The following is a 20,774-nucleotide window of genomic DNA, read 5'->3' on the forward strand; positions in this document are numbered from 1 at the left end:
CTGCTCAATTTTTTTGATAATCGAAATGGCTTTTAAACTTATAGGAAGCTCTGATTAACTCATCCATGATTTAATCAGAGCACAGAAATTGAAAATGTGATTTCCAATTTCTTCACAATTTCAATCACTTACGGTTCTTGAAATTGGCGACACATCCTTGTGTCGCTGGAAACTCTAGGTTAATCAGAGTTTCCATAGCTATGTTCTGCCGAGTGCGTCTACTCAAAAATTGGTTGAAAAAGCAGTTTTTAATTTTGAAAAATTAAGCGTAATTAAAAAGTATTTAATTGTTACACAAGTTATTTTTAATTCGGTTAGTTTTAATGGTGTGAGACTTTGGGTGATTTGTTCGATTTCTGCGCCGAATTATTGAAGTTGAAAATATATTGTTAGAATTTTCTGGAACTTTAAACGTTTTTCGGTTTCCGTTAGATTCCGAATATTGCTTTATCGATTTCAAATATTAATACCGTTGGTTTTTCTTATTTTTTATTTCTTTTTATAGATGCTAAAAATTATTTTTAATTTTTTAGCATATGTAATGTTGCCGTTCTATTGGAGATTAACATGGCTGAATTTACTTTATACACTCAAGAAACCGCTCCAGAAGCATCTAAGCCTTTCCTGGACAATGCGTTAAAAATGTTTGGAATGATCCCTAATTTGGCGGCAGTACTTGCTGAATCTCCTGAAACTTTGGAGTGTTATCAAATGATGCACGTCAAATTTCAAGAAACTAGCTTTTCTGCTGAAGAGTTAACGGTAGTTTGGATGACAATTAACGTTGAAAACGAATGTCATTACTGTGTACCAGCTCACACTGCAATTGCACACATGATGGGCGTTGACGCAGCAATTATCACAGCATTGCGTGAGCGTACACCTATTCCTGTTGCTAAGTTAGAAACACTTCGTGAAACAACTTTGGCGATCATGAATACTCGCGGTTGTTTAACCGATGAGCAATTTCAAAAGTTTTATGACGCTGGCTACGGAAACAAGCAAATCCTAGAGATTTTATTAGGTTTGGCGCAAAAAACTATCAGTAACTACACCAACCATTTGGCAAAAACTCCTATTGATGAGCCATTTGCAAAGTTTGCCTAATCGCAGTCGGCCGCCTTCGGGCGGCTTGCTTTTAATTTAAACTTTATTCTTCTAGCCTTGATTTATTTATGGGTATAAAAGTTTGAAGTAGATTAGCGGAGAGGTTTTTAAAAAGAAGAAATATTTAAAAGTAGTATTTAGAAAATATACTTATTTAGAAGAAGTTTAGAAGAAGTGTTTAGACTTGTTTGATTTTATTCCAGATCTACAAAAGCAAAAACGACCTTCTCTGTTATAACAATCGTTGCTGTTAAAATTGTTTGTACAGGTTTGCTTAAACAATTTATTACTTGAAGCAACTTATCTATTTTTATTCGATAAAATCACCTACCATTCTTATTTTTAAAATCCTTTTAATATCTTCCAGTGAATGCAGTGAAACTTTTTCTTGAATTTACGCTGGTATTAAATGGGGTTTAATTCCTACGCATAATTCTTTAGCGACGCATCCCTTCGTCGCTGCGAACAATTTCGTTTATCGACCGGTGATTAACTGGCACATTTTGGGCAATTTTCCACTTTGTTGTAGTAGCCCGATGCTTTATTGTGTGCAGCGGATACAGTGGCATAAGAGCCTAGATATCGGTGAGTTTCGTCATTGGAAATATCAACACAATTTTTTTTGTGTAATAAACGAGTGTTTTCTGCGTTTTCGGCTCTGTCAACAAAAAACTCTGCCATGGTATTTATCCTCATTTGTCTGGAAGGTATTTTTTAGATCGAGTGATATTGCTGAATCACTTTTCATTCAGCTTAACTTGTGCCAGATCAAATCATCTGAAGATTGCCTTAGTTTAGTTGATGAAAATCAAAGATTTATAGGTGGTTGTCATTGAATGTTTCACGAAAATTGAGTAGGGGTTTTGTCGTTTTCCCTCATTTTTGTGATGATTTGTAGGTTTTCTGCCAGATGATTTGTTGAATCTTCATGAGCTGGACTTTTGTAATTAAAAACTTCAGGCGATGACCTTAGTCAAGCATTGCGGTGATCGAATTTGGGTAATCACCGATCTCGTCCAATGTTCAAAGATAGTGCTTAAAGCTGGGCGCTACTAATTTTATAACTGTGTCAATCCTTGCTGCGTGCGCTTAGAACTTTACCGATTTATAGTGGTATAGAAATAACGGCGTATCAACTCATCACAGGGAACATCATGGCTTTAACTGCTCTTATCATTTTATTGCTACTCATTCAGTACATGGTGTTTTCTGCATTAACTGGGCGTGCGCGAGTTAAATTCGACATTCGTGCTCCTGATTGCGCAGGCCATCCCAGTTTCGAACGTATTTATCGAGTTCAGATGAATACCTTAGAACATTTGATCGTTGTGATTCCCGCTTTATGGATTTGCGGATTATTTTTTAATCCTTATTGGGTTGGGCCACTGCTGGGACTGGTTTTTTTCGTAGCGCGAACCCTTTATGCGGTCGGTTACGTTAAAAACCCTAAATCGAGAGGTTTGGGGATGTTATTGGGTTCGATAGCCAGCGGCGCCTTGGTATTGATGGGGATTTATGCCACGGTTATGGAGATGTTGTATGTGTAGCTCAAGATCAGCATTTGTGCTGGTGTTCGGTTGATATTAATGAAGATCAGGTACGTTTCACGGTCGATTAAACGGTCGAAAAATACATTCATCTAATGAGTGGTACACCACATACACGCTTTGAACTCAGAAAAATGTATTGATAATTGGGGCAGGTTTTCAATAGCATCCTTGTTTTCTTTCTGCGAATATTGTTGTTTTATAACCATTTTTAGAGTGTGGTTATAAGATAAAATCCACTAATAAATTTGAATGCTCAATGAGAAAACACATGGTTTATAAGCTTATTGGATTGGGTGTGGCTGCTTGTGCGAGTCTGTTCACGCATGTGGTATTGGCGTTTGAGTTAATCACCCCTCTACAACAAGGGGCTCTAGTATTTGGTAAGGCTTTGCCCGGTGAGCAAGTATTTTTTGATGGACGCAAACTAAAGCTCGATCAACAGGGTAATTTTATTGTTGGTTTAGACCGTGACGAGCCCGGCACCATCGAATTTCGCGTGGTATCAGAAGATAAAGAAGCTATTCATAAGGTCTCCGTTGCACAGCGTGAATACCGAATTCAAAAAATTGAAGGTGTCCCTCAAGAAACGGTGACTCCAAATCCCGACCAAGTAGCGCGTTCACGCAAAGAGGCCGCCATGGTGTGGGCTGCGAGAAATCATTACTCCGATCTTGGGTATTTTCACGACGAATTCAGCTGGCCACTAACCGGTCCTATTACCGGTGTGTATGGCAGTCAGCGCGTTTACAATGGGGTTCCCAAGCGTCCTCATTATGGACTGGATATTGCCCGACCTACCGGTACACGAGTAAAAGCCCCAGTTGGCGGCATTGTACGACTCGTGCATTCCGATATGTTTTATTCCGGCGGTACGCTAATTGTCGATCATGGCCATGGTTTATCATCATCTTTTATTCATTTGAGTAAAATTTTGGTATCTGAAGGTGATGAAATCCAAGCAGGTCAAGAAATTGCCGAAGTAGGTTCTTCTGGGCGCGCGACGGGTCCGCATCTTGATTGGCGCATGAACTGGTTTGGACGTAAAGTTGATCCTGGGTTGTTAGTGGGCCCTATGGAAAATGAAGTGGCAAAAGAGTAAAGTTGCCCGCAATGTTTTATATCCTTAGGCGTTATTATGATTGATAAAAAACTGCTGGCGATTCTTGCATGCCCGGTCAGCAAAGCTCCGGTAGAATATCAGAAAGAGTCCAACGAACTTGTGTGTTGGCAGAGTGGTTTGGCTTACCCGGTGCGGGATGATATTCCGGTTATGCTTGAATCTGAAGCTCGCGAGCTGACAGAAGACGAAAAAGAAGCTCATCGTGAACAGTTAAAAACTCAAGTCAAACACATTTGATGTTGGTTATCTAAAAAGGTTTTTGTAAGCGATCATCGGATTAAATGGTTTAGAGTTTCTGCCATAGTTATTGGGTTGCGTAGATTAAGGAACGAAAAGTCACATGAGCGAAGTAACTGTTTTTGGCAAAATTATTTCTGGCGAAATCCCTGCTGATAAAATATACGAAGACGAAGATTGCATTTGTATCAACGATATATCGCCTAAAGCGCCAACTCACGTGTTGTTGATTCCTAAAAAGCCGATTCCAAAACTAGCCGATGCCACAGCCGAAGATAAAGAGTTGCTTGGCAAGTTAATGTTGAAGGCAGGTGATATTGCAAGAATGCTCGAAATTGATGACGCGTTTCGTTTGATCATCAATAACGGTGAAGGCGGTGGACAAACCGTGTTTCATTTGCACCTGCATATTTTAGGGAACAAAAAATATACCGAGACCGATGGTCTGGGTTTCTGATCAAAAATAACTGCGCAGCTCTATTCTGCGTGGTTTTTCTTTTGTATTCACTCAATAATTGTATTCACTCAACGACGAAATTCTTGGTTAGTTGGTTCGGTTTTTCAAACGAGCGCCAGTCGTAATAAAAAACTCTTTGGAAGATTGAAGGCCGACCGGATCAATTCGATAATTCCTTCGATTTAATATCGTAAACGTCGATTAAATCGAGAATACGTTCGCTGGGTTTTTCGCGTTTTAGCCCCTATTCTTTTATCTTATTATCAGATATTGAAAATCTCTAATTTACGCAAAAACAGAACTCGTTCCTGAAGGCGAGAGCTTCGGATTAACATCGTGAAGTGGTGGGATAATTGGTCTTGTAAGATTTCACTGCTGAGTCGAATGCGTGATTTATATTTATGATGGTGCCGAAGTTGTGAGTTGGCGTGCCGGTGATCAGTCCTAAATACTTGCCTTAATGCTCTGTTGCATGCCGTTAAATAATTAATGGAATAGATACTGCGAGTTTTACGATTAAGTACACTAATTGGAGCTAAAAGCAGCAGTTTGGCGAGCATTTTTCCATTCTTTTGCTCGTCTTTTCTATGAGTTTCTATATACTTACCGCCTTTTCTTCGCTCAATGTGTAACTTATTGAGACTGACCAGTCTTTAGCAGACATCAAATCGATGATCGAGAATCAAATAGTGTAGTTAATCTATGAAAAGTGCAGAGATACGCCAAGCCTTTCTGAATTTCTTCCAGTCAAAAGAGCATACCATTGTCCCATCGTCTAGCTTAGTTCCGGGTAACGATCCAACGTTACTATTTACCAACGCTGGAATGGTGCAGTTCAAAGACGTGTTTATTGGCGAAGATAAACGCGATTATTCTCGTGCGACCAGTTCGCAACGCTGTGTTCGCGCGGGCGGTAAACACAACGATTTAGAAAACGTCGGTTATACCGCTCGTCACCACACCTTTTTCGAAATGCTGGGCAACTTCAGTTTTGGCGATTATTTTAAGAATGATGCAATCGCCTTTGCTTGGGAGTTTTTAACCAGCTCGCAATGGCTGAATATTCCCACTGAAAAATTGTGGGTAACGGTTTATGCCGAAGACGACGAAGCCTATTCAATTTGGTCGGACATTATCGGTGTTCCAAAAGATCGCATTGTTCGCATCGGTGACAATAAAGGTGGTCGATACAATTCCGACAACTTCTGGGCTATGGGTGACACAGGTCCTTGTGGTCCTTGTACCGAAATTTTCTACGATCACGGTGATTCTATTTGGGGTGGCCCTCCAGGATCTCCCGAAGAAGACGGTGATCGTTATATAGAAATTTGGAACATCGTATTTATGCAGTTTAACCGTACCAGTGACGGTCAAATGCATTTATTACCCGCGCCAAGTGTTGATACCGGTATGGGTCTTGAGCGTGTGTCTGCGGTTATGCAACATGTGCATTCCAATTACGAAATCGATTTGTTCCAAAATTTATTGCAAGCCGCCGCCAAGGCAACAAATACCGCAGACCTAGACAATAAGTCGCTAAGGGTAATCGCAGACCATCTGCGTTCATGTGCTTTCTTGGTGGTTGACGGTGTCCTGCCATCCAATGAAGGTCGTGGCTATGTTTTGCGTCGCATCATGCGCCGAGCCATTCGCCATGGCCACAAGTTGGGTCAAAACGAAGCATTCTTCTCAACTCTTGTGCCTGCGTTAGTTGCCGAAATGGGCGAGGCTTATCCTGAACTGGTTAAGTCTCAAGATCAGGTGGCAAAAGTATTTTTGGCTGAAGAAGAACAGTTTGCCAAAACCCTCGAAAAAGGTATGTCTGTACTTGAATCCGCATTGGCGGAGTTATCGGGTGATGTACTCAGTGGCGATGTCGCTTTCACCTTATACGACACCTTTGGTTTTCCATTAGATTTAACCGCAGATATTGCTCGTGAACGCAATATCACCATCGATGAAGCACGTTACGAAGAATTAATGACCAACCAACGAGAGATGTCTCGCGCTGCTGGTCAATTCAAAGTTGATTATAGCGATGTTATTAAGCTCGATGGCGCGACCGAATTTTTGGGTTATAGCAATCTAGAGCAAGCCGGCGTTGTTATGGCCATTATTGTTGATGGCCAAACCGTCGACAATGTTGCTGTTGGAACAGAAGCTTCCGTCGTGCTAAATCACACACCATTTTATGCCGAGTCTGGTGGTCAGGTTGGTGACAGTGGCTATTTAAGCGATGCACAGAGCCAATTTGAAGTGATCGATTGTACCAAGCAAGGTGCACATCACTTACACCACGGCAAGGTATTATCGGGTGCTATTTCTGTGGGGCAGTCATTAACTGCTCAGGTAGATTCGAGGGTTCGCGCAAAAACCGCTCGCAACCATTCCGCAACCCATTTATTACACGCTGCATTGCGCCAAGTGTTGGGTGATCACGTATCTCAAAAAGGATCATTAAACGATTCAACTAAGCTTCGTTTTGATTTTTCCCATTTTGAGCCGGTGACGTTCGAACAAATAAAAACTATTGAAGCTATCGTCAACGAACAAATTCAAGGTAACACTGTGGTTGGTACTGAAATTACCGACATGGAAACCGCTAAATCCATGGGGGCGATGGCTCTATTTGGTGAAAAATACGGTGATTCTGTTCGCGTATTAACCATGGGTAATGACAACTTTTCAGTTGAACTTTGCGGTGGTACTCACGTATCTCGCACCGGTGATATTGGCTTTTTGAAGATTACATCAGAGTCTAGCGTTGCCGCAGGCGTAAGACGTATCGAAGCGGTAACCGGTCTTAATGCATTGGCATGGGTCGATACCCAAGAGCAACAGTTAAAAGAAGCGTGTGAATTATTGAAAGCCAAGCCTGAAAACTTGGTAGATCGTATTGTTGCTGCTAAAACTGAAATCAAAGATTTAGAAAAAGCGTTATCTGCGTTGCAAAGCAAGCTTGCGGCTTCTGGCGTTGACCAATTGATTTCTGAGGCAAAAACTTTAGGCAATGTTAAGGCATTGGTCGCTAAAGTTGATGGCGTTGACGGAAAAGCTCTTGGTGAAATGGTTGATAAGATCAAAGATAAGTTGGGTGATTCGGTTGTACTCTTGTTGGCTGAAGAAGACAACAAGGTTACTTTGATTGCTGGTTGCTCTAAATCTGTAACATCGCGAGTAAAAGCCGGCGATTTAATCAAAACCGTTGCTCCTTTTGTGGGGGGCAAGGGTGGTGGTAGGCCGGATATGGCTCGTGGTGGTGGTACAGATGTGTCCGCAATTCCAGCGGCCATTACTGGTGCTTACGAATGGCTGTCGAGTCAGCTCGACAACTAATTCGAGAAATATTTGTCTAGTTCTAATAACGTTTAGCTATTAGAAGATATAACAATCGGGTCATTTGACTACCTGATTGTCGTCCGCAGGTTAACATTTGCGTAATATTATTGTTTAATGCGCCGGATTTTTCGACCAGAGGAATGTCTTCCTCTATAAATGGTTAAAGTGTAATCGAGATCTATACATGAGCTTGTTTGTTCAAAAATACGGTGGTACTTCGGTTGGCAGTGTTGAACGCATCGAAGCCGTCGCTGATAAAATCGCTGGCTTTAAAGCCCAAGGTCACGACCTTGTGGTTGCCGTTTCTGCCATGAGTGGTGAAACAAATCGTTTGATTGGTCTTGCCCAAGAAATTAGTAGCGCGCCAACACCTCGTGAGATGGACGTTTTGGTTTCTACCGGTGAGCAGGTCACAATCGCACTGTTGTGTATCGCGTTGCATAAACGCGGCATCAAAGCTCGTTCATACACCGGCCAGCAAGTGCAAATTCTTACCGACAGCGCGCACATGAAAGCTCGTATTAAGCATATCGATGTCGATAAAATCCGAGCTGACTTAAGCGAAGATACGGTTGTAGTCGTTGCAGGTTTCCAAGGTGTTGATGAAAATGGCAATATCACAACCTTGGGACGTGGTGGCTCAGATACCACCGGTGTAGCTCTTGCAGCTGCATTAAAAGCCGACGAGTGTCAGATTTATACCGATGTTGATGGTGTTTATACAACCGATCCACGTGTTGTGCCTGAAGCTCGTCGTCTCGATAAAATTACATTCGAAGAAATGTTAGAAATGGCCGGCCAAGGGTCAAAAGTACTTCAAATCCGGTCGGTTGAGTTTGCAGGAAAATATCAGGTCCCGTTGCGGGTTTTATCCAGTTTTAAAGATGGTCCTGGTACTTTAATTACATTAGAAGAGGAAAGTGGCTCTATGGAGCAGGTTGTTGTTTCTGGAATCGCATTTAACCGTGATGAAGCCAAAGTAACTGTTGTCGGTGTTCCGGATACCCCTGGAGCTGCCGCTAAACTTCTTGCTCCTATTGGCGCTGCTAATATTGAAGTTGATGTTATTGTTCAAAACGTTTCTGCAGACGGCACTACTGACTTAACGTTTACTGTGCACAACAACGATGTTGAAAAAGCACGTTCAATTTTGGAAGGTGTTGCTATCGAATTGGGCGCTAAGTCCATAAAAACCGACCCAAAAGTTGCCAAAGTATCGATTGTTGGTGTAGGTATGCGTTCTCATGCTGGTGTTGCTTCAACCATGTTCAACGCTCTTGCAAAAGAAAACATCAATATTCAAATGATTACAACGTCTGAAATTAAAATCGCTGTAATTATAGAAGAACGTTATTTAGAGCTAGCTGTTCGTGCGTTACACACGGCGTTTGGTTTGGATGATGACAAAATTTCTGAAGAATAACTCATAAATAGAGTTTTTCCTTTCAGAGCTAACAAAAACTGTGTGAGAATGTTAATTTCCAGTCCATTACCGTAAGATTTTGTAAAACCGGGCACGTAAAGAGGAAATTAACCTAAAAACTGCTTAATCTTGCTTAATTCGCGATCATATATTCGTGGCCGATTATAGGAACTCTGCAGCTACTGACTTTCGAGTCAAAAAGAAATCTATGGATATCCGATTGGTGTGCAGAAAAAGCTTCTATAAATAAAGCAGGGAGAATAAAGGAGAATTACCCATGTTGATCTTGACTCGCCGTATTGGCGAAACCCTAATGGTTGGTGATGAAGTTACAGTAACGGTTTTGGGTGTTAAAGGTAACCAAGTTCGAATTGGTGTTAACGCACCCAAAGAAATTGCTGTTCACCGCGAAGAAATTTACCAGCGTATTCAGCGCGAAAAAGAGCAAGAGCAAGAAAAATAGGTTTCACCTAATTTAGAATTACTATTCTCCTAAATGCTTTTCGCCCTATATTGATAGGAAGTCTCACACAGCGATCAGTAGGTTAGAGTTTTTGTTTTGATCACTTCTATTACGAAGTGATCAAAACTGCGTTAATTTGTTCGTAGTTTCTTCAAAATTTAATTCACTCACATAAAAGAGTAATTAAATTGCAGTTAAGTCTTTGAAATTTCAAAGTTTGTGGTATTATGCCGCGACATTTTGGAGAGGTGGCCGAGTGGCCGAAGGCGCTCCCCTGCTAAGGGAGTATACCCTAACCCGGTATCGAGGGTTCGAATCCCTCCCTCTCCGCCATTTTCTCTCATCTCCATTTTCTTTCATCTATAGTTTTACCATTCCCTCAAGGCCACTAATACACAGAAATATCTATTTACTGTGGATTTCTCTATTTCAATAATATCGATTATTTTAGTTGCTTCGTAGCGAACGGCTAAGTTTCTCTCAAGAAGTATTTTGGCTTTCGCCGGCAAGCTTGAATGAGTGGGTGCTCTAACAGTGGCCATATAGAAGCTGGTCTACAAAGCGGGCCATGGAGCTAGCTCGTAAAGTCCACTGGTTTGGAGTTTGGCACCTCAAATGTAGGAAAACTGTTCCAACATTTAGCAATTTATTTACGGAGAATTAGACCGAGTCTGAACGGTTCGATAATTGTGTTGCATTATTCCGGGTGTCTTTGGTTAATCTTGGAGCTTTCCCTAATAGATTGAGTTAATTTTTCGGCTCATCGTTTAATCGAATTGTTTAAAAATAAATTAGTGTAAGTATTCAATTGAATTAACTCGAAAAATATTAAATAATTTTCAAAAATAGTGTTGACGGAGCTGAAAATCGTCATTAATATACGCGCCTCTTCCACAGGGAAGACAACGAAACGCACTCGTAGCTCAGCTGGATAGAGTACTCGGCTACGAACCGAGCGGTCGAAGGTTCGAATCCTTCCGAGTGCGCCATTTCTTAAGTTGTCTTTACTTCACAAAAATTCACAGCTTATAAATCTTTCTACATAAATCTATCATTAAGTAATTGAACACTCTTAACGTTTAATTTTACTGTTATGGATTTATTTGATTCTCTAGATCAATACCCAATAAATTTATTACCGAAAGATGGTGAAGCTAATTACTACGGTGTAGTTTTGTCTCGTGGTCAAGCAGATCAATATTTTCAGACTTTATTGAATACAACACATTGGGTAAATGACAACGCGATTATTTATGGCAAACACCTAACGACCAAACGAAAAATCGCCTGGTATGGTGATCGTCCGTTTCGCTATACCTATTCAAAAATTACTCGCCAAGCTCTTGAGTGGACTCCTGTTTTATTGGAGTTAAAAAAATTCGCCGAAGAGCAAACACAAGAGACTTATAATTCTTGTCTAGCAAATTTGTATCACAATGGCAGTGAAGGAATGGCTTGGCACAGTGATGCAGAAAAAGACCTGCAAAAAAATGGCGCTATCGCTTCATTAACGTTTGGCGCTGAAAGAAAATTTTCTTTTAAACATAAAGTAACGCAAGAAAACATTTCTCAAGTTTTAGAACATGGCAGCTTATTGGTTATGAAAGGCGAAACTCAATCTCATTGGTTGCACAGATTGCCTCCCACTAAGACCGTTCATCCTGCTCGAATCAACCTTACTTTTCGAACAATTGCATATTGATTTCCAGAATTTGAAAACGTAGATTTAATGCGTTTTTAATTTTAGGAATTTAGTTATGAAAATTGTTTCTCTTACATTAATTAGTTTATTTCTTTCTTTAGTGTTACATCGAGTGCAGGTGGTGGTCGTTATACCATTGAGTCTGTGGGTGTAAGTGAATCTTCAGGTACCATCTATATAAAAGTGTCGCCAAATATTCCAGATACTACGTGTGATAGAAAATCAGAAGTGCGCGTAGAGCTGCAATCTTCAACTTTTTCCGATAAGGTTTATTCGGCTGCATTGACGGCTAAAGTTGCCAATTTAGAAGTTGCGTTGACCTATACCGACACATGCTTATTCAATGGGCCAACTTTAAAGCTACTAGAAATAATTTAATCAAATCTTTGCTTTTAAATTATTTATCTTTATAAACCTAACAGCGCATTTATTGAAGAAATTGTTTTAAGTCTTTAAATAAATGCGTATAACTATTTGTTGGTGAATGCTTTATACATTGATAGATTATTTAGTCGATTTAATTTAGAGGTATTTCCATTACAAGATACGCAGATTATGTGGCTTCTTGTAAGAGAAATAAATTTCATCGTCAATTAAATCTGATCAATTCATGTGTCTTTTTTCTTAACATTTAATCGCAATAAAAGCTCCGTTCGACCATCCTTGACCCATAATAAATCTAGCCATTTCTTTTAGTCATCAGTCTACAAGAATCCGTGATACGGACTCTCAAATCAAACGTTTGTCCGAACTAAAGTCTTAGGCTAATGTCAAAACCCGTTAATTTGTCGAACTGAGAGGGAATTATGCTGAACGTTGGTGTGAAAGTTAACAAATTCAAAATCGCCGTGGGTATTGCTGTAGCAGCGGTCTCTTCTCTTAGTCAAGCCCAGTCAGAGGTTACTGCCAAGACTTTAACCGATAAATTAGAGCATCCATGGTCAATGGCGTTTCTACCCAATGGCGATATGCTGATCACCGAGCGAGATAAAGGTTACATTCGTCGCTACTCACTCAAAGACGGCCTGAGCGAACCCCTTAAAAACGTCCCAGAAGTTGTAAACGACAACCAAGGCGGGATGCTCGGGATCACTATCGATCCTCATTTCAGCGACAATCAGACCATCTATTTTTGTTACTCCAAAGCGGGTGATGGTGGCTCAAGCAGCAGTGTCGCGCGAGCTAAGTTAACAGAGAGTGCGGTTTCCGATGTAACCACTATTTTTACTGCCAACCCCTTGGTAGATAACGGTTATCACTTTGGCTGCCGTCTAGCTTTTGATCGAGACCAGAAATTATTAATTACCTTGGGTGACCGCTATAAGTTTTTGAACCAAGCGCAAAACACCGATAATCACCTAGGTAAAATTGTTCGCATCAACCCAGATGGCTCTGTTCCTAACGATAACCCGTTTAAAAACGGCGTTGCGCCAGAAATTTTTAGCTATGGGCATCGTAACGTTCAGGGCATAACGATTCATCCAGAAACCCACGATATTTGGGCAATGGAGCATGGTCCTCGCGGTGGTGACGAAGTTAACTTGATAGAATCGGGCAAAAACTACGGTTGGCCTGTTATTACCTACGGAATTGATTACAGCGGCGCCACCATTTCAGATAAAACCCATCAAGAAGGCATGGAGCAACCTATTATTTATTGGGTGCCATCCATTGCGCCCAGCGGCATGACATTTTATAGCGGCGATAAATTTCCAGAGTGGAATGGTGACCTTCTGGTTGGCTCTCTCAAGTTCCGACACCTACATCGCGTAACAATGAATGGCAATACTCCGGGCGAACAATTCGAGTATTTAAAAGATGTAAATGAGCGAGTTCGTGACGTCGGCGTTGGCCCAGACGGATTGATTTATGTACTAACTGATGAACAAGAAGGTAAGTTAATTCAGGTATCGCCTAAATAGTTTTATGAAAGGAAACTCTGGATTAATCAGAGCTTCCTTTACGCAAGTTGTTAAGCGTTTCTAAGTTTTATTTCAGTGCTACGAGCTTCATTAGCCCCTGGTATCTTAGCCGGATTTGATACGTGAAAATACGCCATTCTCATCTGCTCCGCGCATCGTTTAGGGGGCATTCTTCCTATGCCAGTGCCAAGACCAGGGCAAACAATAGAGTTTATACGTGGGCCATTCAGCTTATTAAATTTGACGATTTCCAAAAGAATAGCTCGAAATGCTAAATACGCACTTAAGGTTTCAGAAATATTTGTAGGAATTCGCATAGTTGGTGCACAAATTAAAAAAGGCCATTTTTTATTATCTGTCTCTATAATTTCTGCAACACCCACAGGAAGCTCACCATGGTGATTGTTTAAAATAGCTCCCTGTGCTCGTTCTTCAACGATATCTCCTAATTCATAACGTATCGCAAGATCCAAACCGCCATCCATATACCCAAAGCTATTTGCGGGACTGACCATTGCGTCTGCGGGAATGCTAAAAAAGTCGCCATGAAATACCTCTATAGATTCCCACTCGCTAAAAGATTCTTGCCACGCAGAAATTAAATCCTCATTGGCATCAATTAAATATATTTTGCTCGGTAAGTTGCTCATGGTTCGTTTTACGTATAACTCCTAAATCTGGTGGCTCGCAAGTAAAAAACTATTTTTTAATGTCTATTAGTCTCTCAGATATATTGATTGATTTTTGATGTACTCGGCCTGTGGTTTTCCAAAAATCATAATCTTATTTTTCTATAATCATGGTCTTCAGTTAATATTAACCTTTAAAAAGATTTTGGTGGAAAGATTAAAATATGACTAAGATTCAAAGTGTAGAGGTACTTTTAGGAAAGCTATACTAATGCTCAGGGCTTTTTACTTAGATGAGTATTTTAAAGGTTTTCACCATGGACTTATAGCAAAAAATTAAACCTAAAAAATCATTACTGTGGAGCGCTGGTGTCAATTAATCACGAGGCTAAATGCTCCGATTAGTGATGGTTATAGTTGATTTTAAGCGGTGCCAACTTTGTATATTCCAGAACCGTTATCAAGCCAATACCCCGTACTTAGCATATAAACAGTAATGGCTATGAAGAGCAGTAGAATAAACAGTCCAAAGCACGTGTAGGTGCGATAATAGCCAATTTTAGTTTTATTATAGAGATTTAATTGGGCTAGAAATAAAGGAAAAAGAACTATAAAAAGACTAACACCGACAAAGATATGTGATAAATATTCTTCGTAGTAATACGGAACCCAAGACTCGTAAAAGATGAAAAACGCAAAATACTAAGCAAGAAAACCGGATACAATTGCGCATATTGACACTAATATTTTTCTCATACTGCCTACGCTCATAACATCCCGCTAAAGAGTAAGCCACCTGGTGGTGAGTAATATACTAGATAGATCAAAATAAAAATGTGGTTTCCCTGATTCGTGAGGTATATTCAGAATTTTTTTACCACATACAACACATACAAAGAGTTTATTCTCAAACACTTCCCTCTGATTAAATCATGGATGAGATAATCAGCGATTCCTATAATTGTAGGATTCGCATTTGGGCATGAACAAGCCTCAAGCAGGATTTATGGGCTTATTTTAAAGATAGCCCACCATCAATTACCAAAGTATGTCCCACTACATAGTCTGCTGCTGACGAACATAACCATTCGATTGCTCCGGCTATTTCGTCGGGTTTAGCAAATCGACGCGAAGGGACTAAAGTCTCTATTTCATTACGCAATTTAGGATTGCCACTTGCCCGTTCTTCCCACCTTTCCGTCCAAGTCGTTCCCGGTGCTACTGAATTAATTCTGATACCTTTAGAAATTGCTTCTAATGCCAGCGAGCGAGTTAAACTGTCAATACCATGTTTAGATGCGCCATACATTGCTGCGTTTGGGGTAGGACGAATTCCATTTATTGAGGTTAACTATACATCCACCTGTGCCCATGAGCTTTAATTCTTGCTGAATACATAATACCGGGCCTAAAAAATCTGCATTTATTGTTTCTATGAGGGCATCTTGATCGCAGTTCATGAACTCACCGTCTGATGCTATTTTGGGTGAAGCGTTATTAATAGCGATATCAATGCAACCATAGCGTTTAGCGATATATTCAAAAAGCTCCATAACGCTATTTTTAGATGAAATGTCGCACTCTTTAAAATCAACTTCTTTTAAATTTGGGTATTGGTTTAATGCATCAGTCCAAGCAGAAAAATGCCTTCCACAGGCGACAACAATGTATCCATGGGCAACAAATCGCTTAACTGTCGCTAAGCCTATTCCTTTACCGCCACCTGTGACTAAAGTAATTTTCATGAACTTTTTCCCAAAAGGCCGTGTGTCAACGACAGTTAACGTTCGCAACTTAGGATAAACCGCGTGAATTCATAAACCAGCGCGATACTTTTTACCATAAAGAAGGTAAGCTGGAACACACACTTTTCCTCTCTCGCCAAGAAGATGGTCCAGTATGTATAACTAGCTAACCCACGGAGAATGAAGGTTTAGCGGAAGGCGAGTATGCTTAAAGTTGTTATATTCCATTATGCGATGGGCTCTAAATCTTTTGGGTAAGAGCGAAACTCCTCCCATTGTTTTTTACTTAGCTCACCTTTAAATTCACGCGAGTTCCAGGCGCGATTTAAATGCGCGTAAACATGCGCAACACACACAGCATATGACTCAACATCAATTTCGCCACTCTCTTGCATTTCTCTGATGAGATCTACCAAATGCTCGTGAGCATCTTCCAGTCCACTCATTAGCTGACTTCATTCGTATCGCTGGAAACTCTAGGTTAATCAGAGTTTTCTATACATTTTAAATACAAACAATCTTCATTCCATTGTTGAATTTACCGCTTTAAATACGAGTCAATAAATTAAAAATTTATCACAGTTTAACGCTTACTATGAAGAATTAACGGAATTAATTTTTCAAAGGAAAAGACAATATATTGGTTATTAAGAAAGCCACTTAATGCTTTAGTTCACAGAAGCTTCACCCACCAAGAACAACCAATTTTAAAGACAGCGCAGTGGTAAAATTCAACAGAAATATACAAAGAAAGACATATTAGGCTGCGATTATTCAAGCCGAAAAAGATTTGCGATTTGCGTTAAAAGCGAAGTAAAACGCAAATTGAAAGGTGCTTTTAGCCTCAGGTATATTGCCTTGATAGGGCATACAAACTAGAATTGTACGGAATTGCCGTACATTTGGTGGAGAATATGGATACAGTTACAGTAAACCAGTTTAGAGACAAATTAAAATCTTTTGTAGAACAAGTAGTTACCAATCATACGCCGCTTAAAGTAACTCGGCGGGCAGGTGAAGCATTTGTGGTAATGAGCGCTGACGACTGGGAAAGAGAGCAAGAAACCCTATACGTTTTGCAAAATAGTAGCCTAATGAAGCAGATAGCTGAATCATTAGCAACACATAATAATAAGGCCGGTTATACCCCTACCAAAGAGGAAATGAATGAGATCACTGGTATTTGAGGGTAAAACTTGGGAAATCTATGAAGAGCTTCGCGACAAAGACAAAAAGCTACACAAATCCTTGTGTAAGCTTCTAAAAGAAATGCTCAGAGATGATCCGGGTGTTGGCATGGGAAAACCCGAGCAGCTTCGACATAACCTCACTGGATTTTGGTCCAGACGAATATCACAGAAAGATCGCCTGATTTATAAATACGACGACAACGCTATTTATATCTTTGCTATTGGTGGACATTACGACGACCATACTAAATGAATGTGGTCTAAAGCCTCAACTACAGAAACCGACTTAACGTAATTGGCTGTTCTAGCTCCGATAAAACGGACACGCTTATTTTTATTCTGCCAATTGCTCGTATTAGTTTGAGGCACCTTCTAGCTAGGTCTGCTAAGACGTATCCAATTCCATACATTCGGAATTATTTTTGATATTTCGGACCTCAATATTAAACACTACAACCTTTCGCTCATGATGCCAGCTAATTGACATGTAACAGCTGTTAAGTAAGGGATAAGCTCTGTTGAGAAAGTTCAACCTATAACGTGACCAATATTGGCTTGCCTTATCTATTTTGGTAGTTGCTTGGGGATGAAGTACTATATCAATCTAACAACATGTGCTGTTAGTTGAATTTCCTAGATGCGTAAAATGCCACTATTACAGGGGCTGCTAAAAAAAGTGCTACTAGAGTTACTTCATAAAATGGTTGCAGAAACGAGCTATTTTGAAATAGCTTTGCTGCAAAATAGCTTGTTACTAGGCCCAATAACCAAACAGATAAATAACCACCTACAATACTTACAAGCCAATACTTGGCTGATCGAACAGTGACGCTTGTAAATTGGATTACTGCTGCCGACACAAATATGGGCCATAGAAACGATATCCATAGAAAAATTACACCACCTAGTCCAACACCATCCATCACCTCTGTAGCTTATACACGTATTAAGGAATGATTTGGTGTGCAGAAAAAACCAACTGAACAACATGCATGTTAAATTTTTGAAAGCTTGCCAAGTGCAATACTTGCTGCACTAGATAAACGCTGCCATTTAATTCGGTAATATTTACCCAAAAATCAAAGCATGAAATCTGTAACACAACACCAATGTAATTACATTGCGAAGCAACTTAATCAATAATCCAACGATATTTGCAGTATAAAACGCCAGAGCAAATATATAATAAACACTAATTATTTTTTCGCAGTTCGAGCTTGAATTCAGGAGCTTTCGTGACCAAATCCAATACGCTGCCAAGCTTCTTTGAATTGCGGCAGATCGTATGATGTCGGTTGCAGCCAGTAAGATACTCGACCATCTTTTTCTCCGCGATGCGCTAATGACTTTACCTCTTCTGGAAGCAGCACGAATACATTGGGTTCTTTTGAAACATTGTTTACGATGAGCCAGAAATCACCCATGATTTTATCAAGGGAATTTCCAAGAGGCACTGGATTGCGCTTTGAAAGTGCCTTGACTTGAACACCGATAAAATCTGTGCCTTCTTTGTTGTAAGCGATTATATCAATGCCCCTTGCATTCCGAGCTGTCGGCATAACATTCCAGCCCATACAAGAAAGTTTGTAACAAGCGTAGTACATTCCAATATTGCCGGTTACTTGGGTTTCTAATTTCACATTGAATTCCTTTTACGCTTAATGCTGCCGACAACGGTTAACGACTTCTGGCAAGTCCTGTTCTCATAGCACACGATTTTGATTGGTTTTGCTAAGTATTTGATAGCGCTGCAAAAATTTTTACCACACAGTCTATTTGTTCTTGAGTGTCAGGTACCGCGGCGCCCCTGCATTTAGATATATGTTCGATGGATTCTTGTGGCTCAAAACCGCAATGCAGTAATACACCTGCTGCTACGACACCAGTTCTACCTATATCCGCTCGGCAGTGTATTACTGTATTTAACCCGTTGGCAGCATCAGTTTGACCCATTTGTTAACTTTTTCCACGCTAACAACTGCTTATATTCATCACTTGAGATAAATTGCTTGGGCAGGTAATAGGCACAATTTTTTGAGATAAACAAAAGTACAAAATCTTTAGATAATTCAATTCTTGGAATATTCTCCCAACCAAGTTCTACGCTGAACCCCTCACCGAAGATCTTAACTCCCTTTTCTGATATTTCGTAATGTTGCTTCTGTTGTGCGCTAGGATTTGAATTAAATGCTTTTCGAAGCTGAAAATATTGTATTGCCGGCGTGAATACCAACGGGTAGCCGAACATCAAGAATAGCAGCAGCCAAGTTGGTATAAAACCGAACTCCAATTGAGTAAAGCCTTCACCTGCATAGATTTTTAAAATTATAAAAATCAGGGGTAAGCCTATAAAAAAGCCATAAAACAACTTAGCGCCAGTCGTTTTGTGGAAGATCTGACGCGAAGCCTTGAATTGGTTTTGAAAATTATTTTGAAATGATTTAGTGATCATATCCATACTTAAAGTTAACGCTTTTAGTAACTGTTGTAGTGTAGGTACGAAGTGCCGTAACAGAGATCTAGTACCATAGGAGCGAGGCTGGCTAAAATTATTATGTTTTGCGAATTCATAAACTAACCGCGACACTTTTTGTATTAAAGAAAGCAAGCTGGAATACACAATTTTCCTCTCCCGCCAAGAAGATGGTCCAGTATGTATAACCAGCTTACTTATGAAGAAAGAGTAACGTTTTCAACATTAAAGTTGCAAGGTTTATCCATTCGCAAGATTGCTACACTTATGGGGCGTCATTTCTCAACTCTATATCGAGAATTAAAGCGCAACTGTTGTTATGTGACCGATAGTTTATCGGCCTAGTAAGGCTGAAAGACGTACGCGCGCTTGAAGGCGTCGATCTCGAAGAAACAAACGCGTCACTCAAGACGATTTTCAATGCGTAAAAGAATTGCTCGCTAAAAAGTGGTCACCTGAACAGATTTCTGGATATATTCGATGGTTTAAATTACTGAGATGCGCAATCAACTAAGAAAATATTTATCAATGCATTTGGGAAGATAAACGTAACGGAGGTATCTTATGGCAACATCTCAGACAATCATCTAAGAAACGCCGTAAACGGTATAACGCTTATGATAGACGTGGCCGATTAACTAACAAAAAGTTTATTTCTGAACGACCTTGTCGCGATTAATACGACTAAATTTTTTACCTTTAAACACAGGATTCTCTTTGTCAGAATATGCCTCATGATCCGCTACGTCTTGTGATTTATTAATAACATCACTCCAGTTGGTTTTATCTTTAATTTTGTTTCTAGTTATGTCGTCTTTCGTTATCTTAGTCTTTTTCATTTTTATTCCCTCTTTTTTTCGCAGGCTTAAATTTCTCTAAATCTGATTCAGACTGTAAAGGTGCGTCAGGATCTGACTTTGCATTTTCTCGAACTTCTTTTTCAGTCATATTCTTTAATCGTTCGTAATCGGTCTTATCCTGCATTTTTTCAAGTTCTTCTTTTGTATATTTTTTTATAGCCATATTTAAAGCCCTCTCTTGTACGAACGATATTTTGCAATTTCACTCCGTTCCGCTCTACGAGCTGAAATTAACCTAATAATATCGCCTTCATCTCTCTGTATATACAACGAAAACAATACCCGGACGAGCTTGTCCGATGATTTGATACCTATCTTCACTGGTCGAATGGAGATAGTCATAAGCTTCAATTGCATTTGGATCATCGAAAACTGAGATTACCGAAACAAAGTCGATTCCATGCTTTTTAATATTCGACTCTCTTTTATCTTCATCCCACTCAAAATTCATTAAAAGTCCCTCAGGTGTGATTTATATTTTGTAGTGGTTTAATAATCTCGTACCAGCTTGTAGGGTAAACTGCCCCAAACAAAGGAACCTACAAATGGCCTATAAA

At 39.9% G+C, this 20,774-nt stretch carries 23 protein-coding genes, 2 tRNA genes and 1 pseudogene; 16 read left to right on the top strand and 10 right to left on the bottom strand.

Annotated features, from left to right (window positions below; translation table 11 throughout):
• Window positions 1–567 precede the first annotated feature (567 nt).
• The gene (locus ACYQ2C_RS16010) at window positions 568–1,107 is read left to right on the top strand and encodes a carboxymuconolactone decarboxylase family protein (RefSeq protein ID WP_460052495.1); all 540 of its coding nucleotides are present in this window, start codon (window positions 568–570) and stop codon (window positions 1,105–1,107) included.
• A gap of 489 nt (window positions 1,108–1,596) precedes the next feature.
• On the opposite strand, the gene ACYQ2C_RS16015 is transcribed toward ACYQ2C_RS16010, so the two are convergent.
• Window positions 1,597–1,788 (bottom strand): hypothetical protein, encoded by a 192-nt coding sequence (locus ACYQ2C_RS16015; protein ID WP_460052494.1) that lies wholly within the window; start codon window positions 1,786–1,788, stop codon window positions 1,597–1,599.
• Between the two features lie 473 nt (window positions 1,789–2,261).
• Between ACYQ2C_RS16015 and ACYQ2C_RS16020 the strand changes: the two genes are divergently transcribed.
• The 12 genes from ACYQ2C_RS16020 (at window position 2,262) to ACYQ2C_RS16075 (ending at window position 13,320) form a co-directional block, all read left to right on the top strand.
• Window positions 2,262–2,654: an MAPEG family protein gene (locus ACYQ2C_RS16020; RefSeq protein WP_460052492.1), complete on the top strand. Its 393-nt coding sequence runs from the start codon at window positions 2,262–2,264 to the stop codon at window positions 2,652–2,654.
• 271 nt (window positions 2,655–2,925) lie between these two features.
• Window positions 2,926–3,756 (top strand): M23 family metallopeptidase, encoded by an 831-nt coding sequence (locus tag ACYQ2C_RS16025; protein ID WP_460104105.1) that lies wholly within the window; start codon window positions 2,926–2,928, stop codon window positions 3,754–3,756.
• Between the two features lie 36 nt (window positions 3,757–3,792).
• Entirely contained in the window at window positions 3,793–4,014 is a 222-nt protein-coding gene (locus ACYQ2C_RS16030; protein ID WP_460104106.1) for a Trm112 family protein, read from the top strand.
• A gap of 103 nt (window positions 4,015–4,117) precedes the next feature.
• Window positions 4,118–4,471: a histidine triad nucleotide-binding protein gene (locus tag ACYQ2C_RS16035; protein WP_460052488.1), complete on the top strand. Its 354-nt coding sequence runs from the start codon at window positions 4,118–4,120 to the stop codon at window positions 4,469–4,471.
• A gap of 702 nt (window positions 4,472–5,173) precedes the next feature.
• A complete protein-coding gene (gene alaS / locus ACYQ2C_RS16040; RefSeq protein WP_460104107.1) occupies window positions 5,174–7,807 on the top strand; it encodes an alanine--tRNA ligase in 2,634 nt (877 codons plus the stop codon).
• Between the two features lie 187 nt (window positions 7,808–7,994).
• The gene (locus ACYQ2C_RS16045; protein ID WP_460104108.1) at window positions 7,995–9,233 is read left to right on the top strand and encodes an aspartate kinase; all 1,239 of its coding nucleotides are present in this window, start codon (window positions 7,995–7,997) and stop codon (window positions 9,231–9,233) included.
• Between the two features lie 277 nt (window positions 9,234–9,510).
• The gene (gene csrA, locus ACYQ2C_RS16050) at window positions 9,511–9,696 is read left to right on the top strand and encodes a carbon storage regulator CsrA (protein WP_460052484.1); all 186 of its coding nucleotides are present in this window, start codon (window positions 9,511–9,513) and stop codon (window positions 9,694–9,696) included.
• 242 nt (window positions 9,697–9,938) lie between these two features.
• Window positions 9,939–10,029: transfer RNA gene (locus ACYQ2C_RS16055), tRNA-Ser, on the top strand.
• Between the two features lie 579 nt (window positions 10,030–10,608).
• Window positions 10,609–10,685 (top strand) — tRNA-Arg (locus ACYQ2C_RS16060).
• A gap of 104 nt (window positions 10,686–10,789) precedes the next feature.
• The gene (locus ACYQ2C_RS16065; protein WP_460052482.1) at window positions 10,790–11,398 is read left to right on the top strand and encodes an alpha-ketoglutarate-dependent dioxygenase AlkB family protein; all 609 of its coding nucleotides are present in this window, start codon (window positions 10,790–10,792) and stop codon (window positions 11,396–11,398) included.
• A 144-nt stretch (window positions 11,399–11,542) separates the two neighbouring features.
• A complete protein-coding gene (locus ACYQ2C_RS16070) occupies window positions 11,543–11,776 on the top strand; it encodes a hypothetical protein (RefSeq protein ID WP_460104109.1) in 234 nt (77 codons plus the stop codon).
• Window positions 11,777–12,204: 428 nt separating this feature from the next.
• Window positions 12,205–13,320, top strand: a complete 1,116-nt coding sequence (locus tag ACYQ2C_RS16075) for a PQQ-dependent sugar dehydrogenase (protein ID WP_460104112.1) — start codon at window positions 12,205–12,207, stop codon at window positions 13,318–13,320.
• A 50-nt stretch (window positions 13,321–13,370) separates the two neighbouring features.
• Here the strand turns inward: ACYQ2C_RS16075 and ACYQ2C_RS16080 are convergent, their stop codons facing one another.
• From ACYQ2C_RS16080 to ACYQ2C_RS16090, 3 genes and pseudogenes are all read right to left on the bottom strand, one after another.
• Window positions 13,371–13,970 carry a macro domain-containing protein gene (locus ACYQ2C_RS16080; protein WP_460052478.1) on the bottom strand — a complete coding sequence of 200 codons (600 nt, stop codon included), beginning with the start codon at window positions 13,968–13,970 and terminating at the stop codon, window positions 13,371–13,373.
• Window positions 13,971–14,961: 991 nt separating this feature from the next.
• A pseudogene (locus ACYQ2C_RS16085) lies at window positions 14,962–15,694 on the bottom strand (SDR family NAD(P)-dependent oxidoreductase).
• 227 nt (window positions 15,695–15,921) lie between these two features.
• A complete protein-coding gene (locus ACYQ2C_RS16090; RefSeq protein WP_460104114.1) occupies window positions 15,922–16,140 on the bottom strand; it encodes a hypothetical protein in 219 nt (72 codons plus the stop codon).
• Between the two features lie 468 nt (window positions 16,141–16,608).
• Between ACYQ2C_RS16090 and ACYQ2C_RS16095 the strand changes: the two genes are divergently transcribed.
• Together ACYQ2C_RS16095 and ACYQ2C_RS16100 are read left to right on the top strand one after the other, a co-directional pair.
• On the top strand, window positions 16,609–16,881 hold the full coding sequence (locus tag ACYQ2C_RS16095; protein ID WP_460052474.1) for a type II toxin-antitoxin system Phd/YefM family antitoxin: 273 nt from the start codon (window positions 16,609–16,611) through the stop codon (window positions 16,879–16,881).
• A complete protein-coding gene (locus tag ACYQ2C_RS16100) occupies window positions 16,862–17,137 on the top strand; it encodes a Txe/YoeB family addiction module toxin (protein WP_460104116.1) in 276 nt (91 codons plus the stop codon). Before ACYQ2C_RS16095 ends, ACYQ2C_RS16100 begins: the two co-directional genes overlap by 20 nt.
• A gap of 970 nt (window positions 17,138–18,107) precedes the next feature.
• On the opposite strand, the gene ACYQ2C_RS16105 is transcribed toward ACYQ2C_RS16100, so the two are convergent.
• The 3 genes from ACYQ2C_RS16105 to ACYQ2C_RS16115 all read right to left on the bottom strand — a co-directional run bounded on the left by ACYQ2C_RS16105 (window position 18,108) and on the right by ACYQ2C_RS16115 (window position 19,342).
• On the bottom strand, window positions 18,108–18,524 hold the full coding sequence (locus ACYQ2C_RS16105; RefSeq protein WP_460104117.1) for a hypothetical protein: 417 nt from the start codon (window positions 18,522–18,524) through the stop codon (window positions 18,108–18,110).
• Window positions 18,525–18,615: 91 nt separating this feature from the next.
• Window positions 18,616–18,837, bottom strand: a complete 222-nt coding sequence (locus ACYQ2C_RS16110) for a protein-tyrosine phosphatase family protein (RefSeq protein WP_460104118.1) — start codon at window positions 18,835–18,837, stop codon at window positions 18,616–18,618.
• Window positions 18,824–19,342, bottom strand: coding sequence for a YcxB family protein (locus tag ACYQ2C_RS16115; protein ID WP_460104119.1), 519 nt, complete (start codon window positions 19,340–19,342; stop codon window positions 18,824–18,826). The genes ACYQ2C_RS16110 and ACYQ2C_RS16115 overlap by 14 nt, the downstream gene beginning before the upstream one ends.
• A 195-nt stretch (window positions 19,343–19,537) precedes the next feature.
• On the opposite strand from ACYQ2C_RS16115, the gene ACYQ2C_RS16120 reads away from it, so the two are divergent.
• Window positions 19,538–19,702 carry a helix-turn-helix domain-containing protein gene (locus ACYQ2C_RS16120; RefSeq protein WP_460104121.1) on the top strand — a complete coding sequence of 55 codons (165 nt, stop codon included), beginning with the start codon at window positions 19,538–19,540 and terminating at the stop codon, window positions 19,700–19,702.
• Between the two features lie 305 nt (window positions 19,703–20,007).
• On the opposite strand, the gene ACYQ2C_RS16125 is transcribed toward ACYQ2C_RS16120, so the two are convergent.
• The 3 genes from ACYQ2C_RS16125 to ACYQ2C_RS16135 all read right to left on the bottom strand — a co-directional run bounded on the left by ACYQ2C_RS16125 (window position 20,008) and on the right by ACYQ2C_RS16135 (window position 20,668).
• Window positions 20,008–20,196 carry a hypothetical protein gene (locus ACYQ2C_RS16125; protein ID WP_460104123.1) on the bottom strand — a complete coding sequence of 63 codons (189 nt, stop codon included), beginning with the start codon at window positions 20,194–20,196 and terminating at the stop codon, window positions 20,008–20,010.
• Window positions 20,183–20,380, bottom strand: coding sequence for a hypothetical protein (locus tag ACYQ2C_RS16130; protein ID WP_460104124.1), 198 nt, complete (start codon window positions 20,378–20,380; stop codon window positions 20,183–20,185). The genes ACYQ2C_RS16125 and ACYQ2C_RS16130 overlap by 14 nt, the downstream gene beginning before the upstream one ends.
• 87 nt (window positions 20,381–20,467) lie before the next feature.
• Entirely contained in the window at window positions 20,468–20,668 is a 201-nt protein-coding gene (locus ACYQ2C_RS16135) for a BrnT family toxin (protein WP_460104126.1), read from the bottom strand.
• Window positions 20,669–20,774: the final 106 nt, after the last annotated feature.

The sequence above is a fragment of the Sessilibacter sp. MAH3 genome (assembly GCF_054658275.1).